This window comes from Aureimonas pseudogalii, assembly GCF_014196835.1.
In the GTDB taxonomy this organism is placed as follows: domain Bacteria; phylum Pseudomonadota; class Alphaproteobacteria; order Rhizobiales; family Rhizobiaceae; genus Aureimonas; species Aureimonas pseudogalii.
On sequence record NZ_JACIEK010000019.1, the window covers coordinates 17835 to 32158 of the forward strand.

14 protein-coding genes and 1 tRNA gene are annotated in these 14324 nt (G+C 64.2%); 7 read left to right on the forward strand and 8 right to left on the reverse strand.

The window, feature by feature from the left end:
• Positions 1–73 precede the first annotated feature (73 nt).
• The 5 genes from GGR04_RS20915 to GGR04_RS20935 all read right to left on the reverse strand — a co-directional run bounded on the left by GGR04_RS20915 (position 74) and on the right by GGR04_RS20935 (position 6331).
• Positions 74–1306, reverse strand: a complete 1233-nt coding sequence (locus GGR04_RS20915; protein ID WP_183202235.1) for a cysteine desulfurase — start codon at positions 1304–1306, stop codon at positions 74–76.
• Between the two features lie 99 nt (positions 1307–1405).
• On the reverse strand, positions 1406–2650 hold the full coding sequence (gene sufD, locus GGR04_RS20920; RefSeq protein ID WP_183202150.1) for a Fe-S cluster assembly protein SufD: 1245 nt from the start codon (positions 2648–2650) through the stop codon (positions 1406–1408).
• A complete protein-coding gene (sufC, locus tag GGR04_RS20925) occupies positions 2650–3405 on the reverse strand; it encodes a Fe-S cluster assembly ATPase SufC (protein ID WP_183202152.1) in 756 nt (251 codons plus the stop codon). Before sufC ends, sufD begins: the two co-directional genes overlap by 1 nt.
• A gap of 79 nt (positions 3406–3484) precedes the next feature.
• On the reverse strand, positions 3485–5008 hold the full coding sequence (gene sufB, locus GGR04_RS20930; protein ID WP_183202154.1) for a Fe-S cluster assembly protein SufB: 1524 nt from the start codon (positions 5006–5008) through the stop codon (positions 3485–3487).
• Positions 5009–5149: 141 nt separating this feature from the next.
• Positions 5150–6331, reverse strand: a complete 1182-nt coding sequence (locus GGR04_RS20935; protein ID WP_183202156.1) for a cysteine desulfurase family protein — start codon at positions 6329–6331, stop codon at positions 5150–5152.
• Positions 6332–6525: 194 nt separating this feature from the next.
• On the opposite strand from GGR04_RS20935, the gene GGR04_RS20940 reads away from it, so the two are divergent.
• Both GGR04_RS20940 and tyrS read left to right on the forward strand, forming a co-directional pair.
• The gene (locus tag GGR04_RS20940) at positions 6526–7200 is read left to right on the forward strand and encodes an alpha/beta hydrolase (protein WP_183202158.1); all 675 of its coding nucleotides are present in this window, start codon (positions 6526–6528) and stop codon (positions 7198–7200) included.
• Between the two features lie 64 nt (positions 7201–7264).
• Positions 7265–8515, forward strand: coding sequence for a tyrosine--tRNA ligase (tyrS, locus tag GGR04_RS20945; RefSeq protein ID WP_183202159.1), 1251 nt, complete (start codon positions 7265–7267; stop codon positions 8513–8515).
• Between the two features lie 109 nt (positions 8516–8624).
• On the opposite strand, the gene GGR04_RS20950 is transcribed toward tyrS, so the two are convergent.
• Positions 8625–9455: an aldo/keto reductase gene (locus GGR04_RS20950; protein WP_183202161.1), complete on the reverse strand. Its 831-nt coding sequence runs from the start codon at positions 9453–9455 to the stop codon at positions 8625–8627.
• A 100-nt stretch (positions 9456–9555) separates the two neighbouring features.
• Here GGR04_RS20950 and GGR04_RS20955 point away from each other — a divergent pair, with 100 nt between their 5' ends.
• Positions 9556–10512 (forward strand): heparan-alpha-glucosaminide N-acetyltransferase, encoded by a 957-nt coding sequence (locus GGR04_RS20955; RefSeq protein ID WP_183202163.1) that lies wholly within the window; start codon positions 9556–9558, stop codon positions 10510–10512.
• 6 nt (positions 10513–10518) lie between these two features.
• Here GGR04_RS20955 and GGR04_RS20960 read toward each other — a convergent pair whose 3' ends face one another.
• Entirely contained in the window at positions 10519–10911 is a 393-nt protein-coding gene (locus tag GGR04_RS20960) for a MerR family transcriptional regulator (protein ID WP_183202165.1), read from the reverse strand.
• 181 nt (positions 10912–11092) lie between these two features.
• Positions 11093–11177: transfer RNA gene (locus GGR04_RS20965), tRNA-Leu, on the reverse strand.
• 177 nt (positions 11178–11354) lie between these two features.
• On the opposite strand from GGR04_RS20965, the gene lipB reads away from it, so the two are divergent.
• The 4 genes from lipB (at position 11355) to GGR04_RS20985 (ending at position 14311) form a co-directional block, all read left to right on the forward strand.
• Entirely contained in the window at positions 11355–12119 is a 765-nt protein-coding gene (gene lipB, locus GGR04_RS20970) for a lipoyl(octanoyl) transferase LipB (protein WP_183202167.1), read from the forward strand.
• Complete coding sequence (locus GGR04_RS20975; RefSeq protein WP_183202169.1) at positions 12116–12577, forward strand: YaiI/YqxD family protein; 462 nt, start codon at positions 12116–12118, stop codon at positions 12575–12577. The genes lipB and GGR04_RS20975 overlap by 4 nt, the downstream gene beginning before the upstream one ends.
• Positions 12578–12710: 133 nt before the next feature.
• The gene (locus GGR04_RS20980) at positions 12711–13535 is read left to right on the forward strand and encodes a cytochrome b/b6 domain-containing protein (protein WP_183202171.1); all 825 of its coding nucleotides are present in this window, start codon (positions 12711–12713) and stop codon (positions 13533–13535) included.
• On the forward strand, positions 13532–14311 hold the full coding sequence (locus GGR04_RS20985; RefSeq protein WP_183202173.1) for a molybdopterin-dependent oxidoreductase: 780 nt from the start codon (positions 13532–13534) through the stop codon (positions 14309–14311). The genes GGR04_RS20980 and GGR04_RS20985 overlap by 4 nt, the downstream gene beginning before the upstream one ends.
• Positions 14312–14324: the final 13 nt, after the last annotated feature.

Genomic DNA, 14324 nt, shown 5'->3' on the forward strand with positions numbered 1-14324 from the left:
GCGGAAACGCTCGACGCGTCGCTTACGGTGCTGGTGGTCTTCGCATCGGTTTCATCGTGCATGTCGATCATCCTCACGCGAAGAATCGCCTGGCCTTTTCGAGCGCCTCGGCCAGGCTATCGATTTCGGCCATGGTGTTGTACATACCAAAAGAGGCGCGGCATGTGGAGGTCGCGCCAAAGCGCTTGAGAAGCGGCTGCGCGCAATGCGTTCCCGCCCGGACCGCAATCCCCTCGCGATCGATCACCATCGATACGTCGTGCGAATGGATGCCTTCGAGATCGAACGACACGATGGCCCCCTTGCCCGGCGCCTCGCCATAAATCCGCAGGGAGTTCACGGCCCGGAGGCGCTGGTGGGCATAGTCGCGAAGCGCCTCTTCGTGAGCGGCGATCCGGTCCCGGCCGATGCGCTGCATGTAGTCGAGGGAAGCACCCAGTCCGATCGCCTGCACGATCGGCGGCGTACCTGCCTCGAAACGATGGGGAGGCGCGTTGTAGGTGACGTGATCCTCGGTCACCTCCACGATCATCTCGCCGCCACCGTTGAAGGGCTGCATCCGCCCCAGCATCTCACGCTTGCCGTAGAGAACGCCGATTCCGGTCGGCCCGTACATCTTATGACCCGTGAAGACATAGAAGTCACAGTCGAGGTCCCGCACGTCGACAGGCAGGTGAACCGCCCCCTGACTGCCGTCGACGAGCACCGGGATGCCGTGGGCGTGGGCGAGAGCCGCCACCTGCTTCACGGGCACGACCGTTCCGAGAACGTTCGACATATGCGTGACAGCGACGAGCTTGGTGCGGGGAGTGATCGCTCGCTCAAAGTCCTCGATCGAGATCGAACCATCGTCCGCGACCGGCACGAAGACCAGCTTCGCGCCGCGCCGCTCGCGCAGGAAATGCCATGGCACGATGTTGGAATGGTGCTCCATGATCGTGAGGACGATCTCGTCGCCCTCCCCGATTTCCTGCAGGCCGTAGCCATAGGAGACGAGGTTGATCGACTCGGTCGCCGAGCGGGTGAAAACGATCTCTTCGACGCTCTCGGCATTCAGAAAGCCGCGCACGATCTCGCGCGCGGCCTCGAACTCTTCCGTCGCCTTGTTGGAAAGAAAGTGCAGGCCGCGATGAACGTTGGCGTAGTCTTCGGAATAGGCCTTCCGCACGGCTTCGAGCATCGCCAGAGGCTTCTGGGCGGAGGCGCCGTTGTCGAGATAGACCAGCGGCTTGCCGTAGACTTCCTTGGACAGGATGGGGAAATCCCGCCGGATCGCATCGACGTCGTAGATAGTCGACGGCACCATCGCCAGGTTCGCTACAGTCATCACCTGTGTCCTCAATGGTTCGGCTCGGCAGCCGAGGGATCTCGCCGGCTGCCGCATCGGCGGCTGGCCGGGAGAACGCTAGTGGGCCGAAGCCAGCCAAGCGTCGATGCGTGCTTCCAGCGCCTCGATCGCGGGCTCGTATTCCAACTCTTCCACGACTTCGCCGACGAACGCCTTGACGAGCAGCGAACGCGCAAGAGGCTCCGGAATGCCGCGGCTCATCAGATAGAACAGGTGGTCGGCGTTGATCTCGCCAGCCGTCGCGCCGTGTCCGCACTGCACGTCGTCTGCAAAGATCTCGAGCTCCGGCTTCGCCGAGAAATCACCGTCGTCCGAGAGGAGAAGCGTGTTGCAAGCCAGACGTGCATCCGTCTTCTGCGCACCCTTGGCGACCCGGATCATCCCCTGGAAGACTCCGCTGCCCCCGAGAACGACGTTGCGGAAGATCTCGGTCGAGGTCGTGTGTGCGACGTTGTGGTTCAGCGTCGTGGTCACGTCGACATGCTGGCCCGCCTGCAGGAGGTTGACGCCCCGGATCTGGATGTCGGCGCCTTCCCCGACGGTCTGCGCGTGGACCTCCTGGCGGATGATCGCGCCGCCGGCGTTGAGCACGAACAGGCGGAACTTCGCGTCGTCGCGTAGCGTGACGTTGAGCTGTCCCAGATGCGTCTCATCGACGCCCTTCTCCTGAACCACGATCCACAGAACGTCCGATCCCGAACCGAGATCGAGCATGTGGATGGCGGACGACAGGGCACCGGCGGATGCAGGGGGTTGCCGCTCTACGATGACAGCGCGCGAGCGAGCACCAAGCGTCACCGACGAAAAGCTCTGACCACCCGCGCCATCCGGCTGCGCGCGCAACTCGATGGGTTGCTCGACGGAAGCCCCGTCGGCGATCGAGATCGCGGACCCCTTGGCACCGAGCGCGGCGTTGACGACCCGCAGCGTGTCGAACGGGCGATCGAGATGGTTCACCCTTTCGCGCCAATCGAGCGTGTCCTCGACCGTCGCCACGTTCACGCCCGAAGCCACATCGTTGCCGGCGGGTGCCGCCCCGAGATCGACGATCACACTATTCGGCAGGAACGGGGTGAGGTAGCTCGTCGGCGAAGCGTTCTCGCTACCGACCTCGGGGCGACGTCCGAGAAGCGCCCGCAGATCGGTGTAGTGCCAGGCTTCGACACGGCGGCTAGGGAGACCCTCGGCGCGCAGAACAGCGATCGCAGCGTGCTGGCGATCGCCACCGGTAAACATCGCCTCCGCCCGCGCGATCAACCCAGTTTCAGCAGCCGTCCGGGGGGCGATTGTCGCAACCGACATCAGGCCGCCTCGCCGATGATCTGAGCGTATCCCTCGTTCTCGAGCTGTAGCGCGAGATCCTTGGTGCCGGTGCGGATGATGCGGCCTTTGTAAAGAACATGGACCGTATCGGGCACGATGTAGTCGAGAAGGCGCTGGTAGTGAGTGATGACGAGGAACGAGCGCTCCGACGAGCGAAGCGCGTTGACGCCATCGGCGACGATCTTCAGAGCGTCGATATCGAGACCGGAATCAGTCTCGTCGAGCACACAGAGCTTCGGCTCCAGCAGCGCCATCTGCAGGATCTCGGCCCGCTTCTTCTCGCCGCCGGAAAAGCCGACGTTCAGCGGACGCTTGAGCATCGCCATGTCGATCTTCAGATCGGCCGCAGACGCTTTCACACGGCGCAGGAAATCCGGCGTCGTCAGTTCGCCCTCGCCGCGTGCCTTGCGCTGCGAGTTAAGGGCCGTCTTGAGGAAGGTCATCGTCGCGACGCCCGGGATTTCCAGCGGATACTGGAAGGCAAGGAAGACACCGGAGGCCGCCCGCTCGGCGGCGTCCATCTCGAGGATCGACTCGCCGTTATAGAGAATGTCGCCGGCGGTGACCTCGTAGTCCTCGCGGCCCGCGATGACGTAGGAGAGCGTCGACTTGCCGGACCCGTTCGGGCCCATGATCGCTGCGATCTCGCCGTCCTGAACGGTCAGGTCGAGCCCGCGCAGGATCTCGGTCTCGGTGTCGGCAACGCGCGCATGGAGGTTCTTGATTTCAAGCATCTTTGTTCTTCTAACGGTTCGGAGGGCGGTGGCGGGAGCGCTCCCACCCTCCGCGATCAAATGTCGGGAGGCGTCTCGGTTAGCCGACGCTGCCTTCGAGGGAGATGCCGATCAGCTTCTGTGCCTCGACGGCGAACTCCATCGGCAGTTGCTGGATGACGTCCTTGACGAAGCCGTTGACGATCAAAGCCACCGCCTCTTCCTCGGGGATGCCGCGCTGCATGCAGTAGAACAGCTGATCCTCGGAGATCTTCGACGTCGTCGCCTCGTGCTCAAACTGGGCTGTCGCGTTCTTCGCCTCGATGTAAGGCACGGTGTGCGCGCCGCAGTCTTCACCGATCAGAAGCGAGTCGCACTGCGTGAAGTTGCGGGCGTTGGCGGCCTTGCGCATCGCGCTGACCTGGCCGCGATAGGTGTTGTTGGAATGGCCGGCCGAAATACCCTTCGAAATGATGCGGCTCGACGTGTTCTTGCCGATGTGAATCATCTTCGTGCCGCTGTCGATCTGCTGACGGCCGTTCGACACGGCGATCGAATAGAACTCGCCGCGCGAGTTGTCGCCGCGCAGAATGCAGGACGGATACTTCCAAGTGATGGCTGAACCGGTCTCGACCTGAGTCCACGAAATACGCGAGTTGGCGCCGCGACAGTCGCCACGCTTCGTCACGAAGTTGTAGATGCCGCCCTTGCCATCCTTGTCGCCGGGATACCAGTTCTGCACCGTCGAATACTTGATCTCGGCATCGTCGAGCGCCACGAGTTCGACCACCGCTGCATGCAGCTGATTCTCATCGCGCTGAGGCGCCGTGCATCCTTCTAGATACGAGACGTACGATCCCGCGTCGGCAATGATGAGCGTGCGCTCGAACTGGCCGGTGTTGCGCTCGTTGATACGGAAATAAGTCGATAGCTCCATCGGGCAGCGAACGCCCGGCGGCACGTAGACGAACGATCCATCGGTGAAGACGGCCGAATTCATTGTCGCGAAGAAGTTGTCGGAAACCGGCACCACCGATCCCAGGTACTTCTTCACGAGGTCCGGATGCTCCCGGATCGCCTCGGATATCGGCATGAAGATCACGCCGGCCGCCTGCAGTTCCTTCTTGAAGGTCGTCGCGACCGAGACCGAATCAAACACGGCGTCAACGGCCACGCGCCGTTCCGTCACCTCGATGACGTTGCCGTCGTCGTCATGCTGCGGCGCTGCTACAGGCTTCACGACGCCCGCAAGGATCTCCTGCTCCCGCAACGGGATGCCGAGCTTCTCGTAGGTACGCAGGATTTCGGGATCGACTTCGGCCAGCGACGCCGGGCCCGACATCGACTTCGGCGCCGCGTAATAGTGAATGTCCTGAAAGTCGATCTCGGGATAGTCGAGACGGGCCCAAGAAGGGCTCTCCATGGTCTTCCAGCGCTCGAACGCCTTCAGGCGCCAGTCGAGCATCCATTCCGGCTCGTCCTTCTTGGCCGAGATCAAGCGGATCGTGTCTTCGCTCAGACCCTTCGGCGCGACATCCATCTCGATGAGCGTCTCGAAGCCGTATTTGTACTGATCGACGTCGATACGGCGGACCTGATCGATGGTCTCCTGGACTGCGGGCATTTTCTCTCTCCATACTCGCCGGAGTCAAGGTCCGGTGGTCGGGGTCACGAGCAGCCTATAGCGGCAGTTCGTAATCGTTCAAATGGGGGGCACGGCGGAAAAGTTGAAGCCGCCGTGCCAGTTTTCCTCAGGGCCGCGCGATCATGCCGCGTGGGTCGCTTCGGTTTGTCCGGTCATCCGCGCCAATTGCCGGCAGAGGACGTCGGAAAACCGCTGCAACATCTCGTCCGTCGTCGCCGCGCCGAAGCTGACGCGTAGTGAGCCGAGTTCCGGGCGAAGAGGCGCACCGGCCTTCGCCATCGCTTCGAGGACATGGCTGGATCCGACTTTCCCCGAAGAGCAGGCGGAGCCGGCCGACACCGCGAAGCCTTCGAGATCGAGAGCGATCTGCAGAGTTTCGGCGCGCATCTCGGAATGCTGGAACGCGATCGTCTGCGGCAGACGTGGTGCGCCACCGCCGATCAGGATCATCCCCGGCGCTGCCGCGCAAACCGCGGCTTCAAGGCGAAGCCTGCAGGCTTCAAGACGTGGAGCATCGTTGAAACCTTCTCCCGCTGCCGCTGCCGCCGCGCCGAAGGCAGCGATCGACGCCACCGCTTCGGTTCCGGCGCGCTGGCGCGTTTCCTGTGCACCGCCGGTCAACAGGGGAAAAGGACGTCGCTCCGGCGAAGCGAGGACAAATGCGCCGGTGCCGGTCGGTCCGCCGATCTTGTGGGCCGACAGGATCAACGCGTCGGCCGCGAGGTCGCGCGCGGACACAGGAATGCGGCCGACGGCCTGGACGGCATCGACGACGACCAGTGTCTCGGCTTCTCTGGCCGCCGCGATCATCTCCAACGCTGGCTGGATCACCCCGGTTTCGCTGTTGGCAAGTGAAAAGGCCAGAAGCCCGGGCGGCCCTGCCGCAAGCCATGTGCGCAAGGCTTGGAGAACCACCACGCCATGACTGTCGACGGGAAGCCGGGTCACCGAGTTCGGATCGAAGCGACCGCCTTCCCGCAGGCAGGGATGGTCGGTGTCCAGAACGGCCAAGCGCGCGACCGGAATGATGTCGTCGCCACGCTGCCAGTGCGGTGTGAGACAGGTGACGGCGGCCTCGGTGGCGCCACTCGTGAAGACGACGCCTTCCGCCACAGCGTCTACCAAGGTTGCGACGTTCGCACGCGCTCGCTCGAGGAGATGACGTACCGCGCGCCCTTCGCCATGAACCGAAGATGGGTTTCCCGGTCGCTCCAGCGCTGCGACCAGCGCCTCACGGGCCGCAGGCAGAAGCGGCGCCGAGGCGTTGTAGTCGAGATATGTCCTGGCACGCAAAACCGTCATCCCGGAGCTTCGTGGACCCGTCGCCGAAGTCGGCCGATGCGAAAAACGTTGTATTCGGGCAGCCTGACCGACTACATAGCGCACTTGAGGGAAACGCGTAGTTTTGAATCGTTCTAAATCGGAACCTAAGAGGCTGCCTATCCTCCGTCAAGGCGCTGGGCCGGTCTCGGCGCCCTTCCCCCGAGGTTTCAGAAATGCCCGAAGTGATCTTCAACGGCCCGGCCGGACGCCTGGAGGGCCGTTATCAGGCCGCCAAGGAAAAGAACGCGCCGATCGCCATCGTCCTGCATCCGCACCCGCGCTTCGGCGGGACGATGAACAATCAGATCGTCTATCGCCTCTTCTACATGTTCGTGGAGCGTGGCTTCACGACCCTGCGCTTCAACTTCCGCGGCATCGGCCGCAGCCAGGGCGAGTTCGACCACGGATCGGGCGAACTGTCCGACGCCGCGGCGGCGCTCGACTGGATCCAGACGCTGCATCCCGACTCCAAGCACTGCTGGGTCGCGGGCTATTCGTTCGGCTCGTGGATCGGCATGCAGCTTCTGATGCGGCGTCCCGAGATCGAAGGCTTCATGTCGATCGCGCCGCAGCCCAATTCCTACGATTTCTCGTTCCTGGCGCCCTGCCCGTCCTCAGGCCTCATCATCCACGGCGACAAGGACCGCGTGGCGCCGCCGAAGGACGTTCAGGGCCTTGTCGAGAAGCTGAAGCTGCAGAAGGGTATCCTCATCACGCAGCGCACGCTCGCCGGTGCCAATCACTTCTTTACCGAACATTCCGACGAACTGCTGGCGGAATGCTCCGACTATCTCGACCGGCGCCTTGCGGGCGAGCTCTCCGACGTCCGGCCCAAGCGCCTGAAGTAGTTTCCAGCGGGGGCCGCACGAGAGGCGGCTCCCACGCCGCCTCTCCGACCGGACCGATTGCACGATGAGCCGTTTCAAATCCGATTTCCTGCGCGTTCTCGACGAGCGGGGCTTCATCCATCAGGTCTCGGACCCCGAGGGTCTGGACGCTCTCGCCGCGAAGCAGAAAATCACCGGCTACGTCGGGTACGACGCGACCGCGACGTCGATCCATATCGGCAACCTGATTTCCGTCACCATGCTCTACTGGCTGCAGGAGACGGGCCATCAGGCGATCAGCCTGATGGGCGGCGGCACCTCGATGGTCGGCGACCCCTCCTTTCGCGACGATCAGCGGCGGCTGCTGACCACTGAGCAGATCAACGCCAACATCGAAGGCATTCAGCGCGTCTTCGGCAACGTCTTGCGTTACGACGGGCCGAACCCCGCGATCATGGTCAACAATGCCGACTGGTTGCTGAAGCTTAACTACGTCGAGTTTCTGCGCGACGTCGGGCGGCATTTCTCGGTTAACCGCATGCTGACCTTCGATTCGGTGAAGCTGCGCCTCGACCGCGAGCAGTCGCTGTCCTTTCTCGAATTCAACTACATGATCATGCAGGGCTACGACTTCACCGAGCTCAACCGGCGCTACGGCACCGTGTTGCAGATGGGCGGCTCCGACCAGTGGGGCAACATCATCAACGGCGTCGATCTCTCGCACCGCATGGGCGGTCCGCAACTCTATGCGCTCACGACGCCGCTGCTGACGAAATCGAGCGGCGAGAAGATGGGCAAGTCGGCGTCAGGCGCGGTCTGGCTGAACAGCGATCTCTTCAGCCCCTACGATTTCTGGCAATACTGGCGAAACACCGAGGATGCCGACGTCGGCCGCTTCCTCAAGATCTTCACGCGGCTGCCGCTGGACGAGATCGCGCGGCTCGCCGCTCTCTCGGGCTCCGAGATCAACGAAGCGAAGAAGATCCTCGCCACCGAGACGACGGCAATCGTCCATGGCCGGGCCGCCGCGACTCAGGCCGAAGAGACGGCGCGCACCACCTTCGAGGACGGTGCGCTCGCGGAGAACCTGCCGACCCTCGTCCTGTCCGAAGCCGACCTCGACGGCGGGATCGGCATTCTGTCGCTCGTGGTCCGGGCCGGTCTCGCCGCGTCCAACGGCGAGGCGCGCCGGCACGTGGCGGGCGGCGCGATCCGGCTGAACGACCGACCCGTGTCCGACGACCGGCTGACGGTCGACCGTTCGGTTCTCGGCGCCGACGTCGCCAAGCTGTCGCTCGGCAAAAAGCGCCACGTCCTCCTCAAGACAGGCGCCTGACGCGTCGTCGGCTGAAGCCATTCGCTTCGGCCTCAAAGGTTGCGGACGGCACGGGCGTGATGAAGGAGCGCATCGGCTAGCCAGAGCCGGTGAAACCGGCTTTGAATCGTCAGAAGCGATCCCAGTTCGGCGCGAAGGCCGGATCGACCAACCGCTTGCGCTGCGCCGACATGTCGGCGAGCACGCGGCGGTCTTCTTCCGTCAGCTCGAACGAGAAGATGTCGAGGTTTTCGGCGAGCCGATCAGGGTTGGACGTGCGCGGGATCGCCGCCACGCGCGGCTGCTCGATCTCCCACCGCAGCACGACCTGCGCCGGCGTGCGGCCATGGGCACGTGCGATGCCGGCGATGGCCGGATGCCCCATCAGTTCGCCTCCCTGGCCGAGCGGCGAATAGGCGACGAGCGCCATGTCGTTGCGCTCGCAGGCCGCGAGGATGACCTCCTGCGACAGCATCGGGTGATACTCGACCTGATTGCAGACGATCGGCGCGGCCGACATCGCGGCGGCGTCGTCGAGCATGGTGGAGGGAAAGTTGGCGACGCCGATATGGTGCGTCAGTCCCGCGTCCTTCGCCTCGTTCAAGGCGTCGATCGAATCCTCCAGCGGCACGTCGGCGTTCGGCCAGTGAATCAGCAGGAGATCGACCGGCCCGACGCCGAGCGCGTCGATCGCCTGGCGCGCGGACGGAACGAGCGTGTCGCGGCCGATGTCGTCGCGCCAGATCTTCGTGGTCACGAAGAGTTCGCCCCGCTCGATGCCGCTGGCTCGGATCCCTTCGCCCACCTCCCGCTCGTTGCCGTACATGCGGGCCGTGTCGATGTGCCGGTAGCCGACTTCGATCGCGGCGGCGACTATTCGGCTGCACGTGTCGCCGGTCAGCTTGTAGGTGCCCAGGCCGAGAGCCGGAATCCGCGCCCCCGACGCTTCGATCGTCTTCATCTCGCCACCCTTCGTCATCGTTCGCACAAGGCGCCGTACCGGTCGCCTTCACCAGCGGTTTCAGATAGGCGAGATGCCGGGGCGACCAGTGGAGAGTGCGATGCAAGCCGAGACGAGACCCGCAGCGACCCGGCGCATCGAACTGCTCGACATCCTGCGCGGCGTCGCGCTGCTAGCGATGGCAGTGTACCACTTCACATGGGATCTCGAGTTCTTCGGCTACGTCGCGCGCGGCCTGGCCGAACAGGGAGGCTGGCGCCTCTTCGCCCGCGCCATCGCGTCGAGCTTCCTGTTTCTCGTGGGAATCGGTCTGGTGCTCGCTCATGGCCGCGGCATTCGCTGGCGATCGTTCGTCCGGCGTCTGGCGCAGGTCGCGGCAGGCGCCGGAATCATCACGCTCGCCACTTACCTCGCGACGCCGCAGGGGTTCGTCTTCTTCGGCATCCTGCATCAGATCGCCATCGCAAGCGTGCTGGGCCTCGTTGCGCTGCGACTTCCCTTCATCGCGACGTTCGCTCTTGGCATCGCCGTCGTGATGCTGCCCCAACTCGTACAGACGGATCTGACGAACCCGATCTGGCTCGCCTGGATCGGGCTATCGGCGCAGGCGCCGATGTCCAACGATTTCGTTCCCGTTTTCCCGTGGACGGGCGCGGTGCTCGTTGGCATCGCCTTCTCGCAAGCGGCGAACCGGTTCGGTCTCTGGAGCCGGCTGGCGAGCTGGAACGAGCGGTTGTCGCGCCTGCAGCCGTTGGCTCGCCTTGGACGACATTCTCTGCTCTTCTACCTCGTTCACCAACCGCTGCTGTTCGGGCTGGTGTACCTCGCTTCGATGGTAGCCCCGCCGGATCAGACGGCCGCCTTCGCCGAAAGCTGCCGCGCCACCTGCACGGAGTCCCGCGATGCCTCCTATTGCGAACGCTATTGCGGCTGCGTTCAAGACGACCTGTCCGAGCGTGACCTGCTGACGAAGTATTTGACGAATCGACTCGATGAAGCGGGCCGCACGCAGATCGGCGAGTCCGTGACGATGTGCTCGTTCCGGTCCGAACCGTGAACCGCTTCAGCTCGTCGGCGAGATGCCCAGCTCGGCCATTCGAGTGAGACAGGCCTCCTCAGCCTGATCGAGCTCCGACAGCAGGTCGTCGATGTCGCGTCGCTTCTGCTCGAGCTCGGCACGCTTTTCGGCGACGCGACGGATGATGGCGCGAAGCTGCCCCGCCTCGCCCGGCGGCGTACGGTACATGCCCATGATCTCGCGAATTTCCGCGATCGAGAAGCCGAGGCGCTTGCCGCGCAGGATCATCTTCAGAAGCTGGCGATCCGACTGCCGAAACAGGCGCGTACGCCCACGACGAATCGGCGAGATCAGGCCTTCGTCCTCGTAGAATCGGATCGTGCGCGTCGAAATGTCGAACTCGCGGGTCAACTCGGTGATCGTGTAGTGATCGCGCATCCGCCGTCCCGTACTCGACTCGTCCAAATCCCCTCTGACATGACGTCGACAGGACGACATGTCGTACAGGATCAGTGGCTTGCCGCGAAAGCAAGCCCTCCGATCGGAGGATCCGGCATTACGATCTTATGAAAAGTTCTGTTCCCGATCGGACTGGTAAGTTCCGAACTGAGCAGATGGCTGGTGCGGTCGAGAAGACTCGAACTTCCACGGGTTGCCCCACAGCGACCTCAACGCTGCGCGTCTACCAATTCCGCCACGACCGCACGCCGTGTTCCGATCCGAAGATCGGCCGGTCTCTCTCGACCGGTAAAGGCGATCTAACAAACGCCCCGCACCGACACAAGCGATTTCACCAGCTCCCTCGCCGAATTCGCGCAAGCCGCTGTTTGCACTCGGCTTGCTCTTGGCCGCCGCTGTCATCTCGGCGTAAGAAACGCTCTATGGATCCGCTCATCGTCACCTCGCGTCTCGCCACGGACACCGACCGATTCTGGCCAGCCCCGGGATCACCACCCGTCGAGTGGCTGCTGGCGGGCGGGCTGGTGCCCTACCCCGACGCGTTGGCCTTCATGGAGCGTCGCGCCGGGCTGATCGCGGACGGGAAGGCCGCCGAGGCAGTGCTGCTGCTCGAGCACCCGCCGCTCTACACGGCGGGCACGAGCGCCCGTGCCGCCGATCTTCTCGATGCCACGCGATTTCCCGTCTTTGCGGCGGGCCGCGGCGGCGAATATACGTATCACGGTCCCGGGCAGCGGGTGGCCTACGTGATGCTGGATCTCAAACGCCGGCGTCAGGACATCCGCGCCTTCGTCTCGGCCTTGGAACACTGGATCATCGCCGTGCTCGGCGACCATCAGGTGCGCGGCGAGCGCCGGGAGGACCGGGTCGGCGTCTGGGTGCGCAGGCCCGAACGCCCGCCGCTACCGGATGGCACGCCGGCGGAGGACAAGATCGCCGCGATCGGCATTCGTGTCCGGCGTTGGGTCAGCTTCCACGGGATCAGCCTGAACGTCGATCCCGACCTCGATCATTTCGGCGGGATCGTACCCTGTGGCGTGCAGGACCACGGCGTCACCAGCCTAGTCGATCTCGGACTGCCCGTCGGGCTGGACGACGTCGATCTCGTCTTGCGCCGCCGCTTCGCGGAGGTCTTCGGGCCGGTCGGCGACGAGGTTCGAATCACGTTGGGATCGGAAGAGTCATGAACGAACCGACGACTCGAATTCTCGTCGATGCGGACGCGTGTCCCGTGAAGGACGAGGCCCTCGATCTCGCCGGTCGGTTCGCCGTCGAGATGGTGCTCGTGTCGAATGGCGGAATGCGGCCGTCACGTTACCCCGGCGCGCGCATCGTCGTGGTTTCGGCAGGCGCCGACGCCGCCGACGACTGGATCGCGGACGCCGCCGGCCCTGCCGACGTGGTCGTTACCGCCGACATACCGCTGGCCTCGCGCGCCCTGGAGAAAGGTGCCGCCGTGATCGGACCGGACGGGCGGCCGTTCACGCCCGAATCCATCGGCACGGCGCTGTCCATGCGCTCGTTCAATCAGCATCTGCGAGAGACCGGCGAGAGCAAGGGCTACAATCGCCCGTTCGCGCCGCAGGACCGCTCACGCTTTCGAAGCGAACTGGACAGGCTGCTGCGTCGGCTCACGTCCCGCTGAGCGACCGAATGCGCGCATGGGAGAGCGAACCCGTTCTGGCTCGGCATCCGAGCGGGCGAAAAGATCGTATGTGTTCGATGACCGCTCGCAAGCGGCCATGCTTCGAGTTCCACGACTGAAAGGACCGATCGCCATGCGATTGTCCGCGCCTCGCAACGGGCCGCTCATCTACCGCCAACCGCTCTCGACCCGCGTCACCCATTGGGCGTGGGCGGTCTGCCTGTTCTTCCTGCTTCTGTCGGGTCTGCAGATCTTCATGGCACGTCCCGACCTCTACATCGGGCGCCAATCCGGCTTCGAGTTCGACAACAGCTTCCTGTCGATCGGAGCGGCCTACGTCGACGGCAGCATGCGCGGCATCACCGATCTTTTCGGCTGGCGCTTCGACACCACGGGCTGGCTCGGCGCCATCTGGAGCGGCGACAACATCGAGGCCAAGACCTTTCCCGGCTGGATGACGATTCCCTCCTACCGCGATCTCGCGACCGGCCGGATCGTCCATTTCTTCTTCGCCTGGATCCTCGTCGCCACCCTCCTCGTCTGGTTCGGGGCGAGCCTTCTCAACCGACACATGACCCGCGATATCGTGCCGGGTGCAGCCGATCTCCGGGGTCTGGGCTCGGACCTTGCCGACCATGCTCGGCTGCGGCTCCATCACCGCCGCCGATACGGGCCGCTGCAGAAGCTTTCCTATTTCGGGGTTCTGTTCGTCGCGCTTCCCCTGATGATCGCCACGGGGCTGACCATGTCGCCCGGCTTCAACGCGTTCGCGCCCTGGACGCTCGATCTCTTCGGCGGTCGGCAGACGGCTCGCACCATCCACTTCCTTACGATGCTGGCGCTCGTGCTGTTCTTCGTCGTCCATATCGCGATGGTCGTGCTGGCCGGGCCGTTCAATGAGTTGCGTTCCATGATCAGCGGATGGATGCGGATCGAACCCGAGGAGACCGGCCTATGAGATTGCGAATCGATCGCCGGCGATTCCTGACAGGCGCCGCCGTCGCCTCCACCACGGCGCTCGGGGGGTGCTTCGACCCGCTGGTGGCCAACGGCTCGCAAGTTCGTGGTTTCCTCGAGAAAGCCAACGACCTGACCTACCGGGTGCAGCGCCTCATCTTGGGGGCCGACACGCTGGCGCCGGAGTTCGCGGCCAGCGAGATCCGCCAGCCCATGCGGCCGAACGGAACGACGGACCCGCAGGACGACGACTATCGCGCCCTGGTGACGGCCAACTTCGATACCTACCGCCTCACGATCGACGGCGCGGTGTCGAAACCGACGAGCGTCTCGCTTGCGGAATTGCGCAACATGCCGGCGCGAACGCAGATTACCCGGCACGACTGCGTGGAAGGCTGGAGCTGCATCGCCAAATGGACGGGCACGCCGCTCGGGCCCCTGCTCGACGCCGCCGGACCGTCGGCAAGCGCACGCTATGCCGTGTTCTCCTGCTTCGATACGCTGGAGAACGGCTTCACCGGACCGATCCGCTATTACGAGTCGATCGACCTTCATGACGCCCGCCATCCGCAGACGATCCTCGCCTATGGAATGAACGACCAGCCGCTGCCCGTCGCCAACGGCGCGCCGCTGCGCGTGCGAGTGGAGCGGCAGCTCGGCTACAAGATGGCGAAATACATCAGCCGGATCACGCTGGCTGAATCGCTCGATGGGTTCGGCGAAGGCGGCGGCGGCTATTGGGAAGATCGCGGCTACGAGTGGTTCGCCGGGATCTGACGTCGGCCGCAGA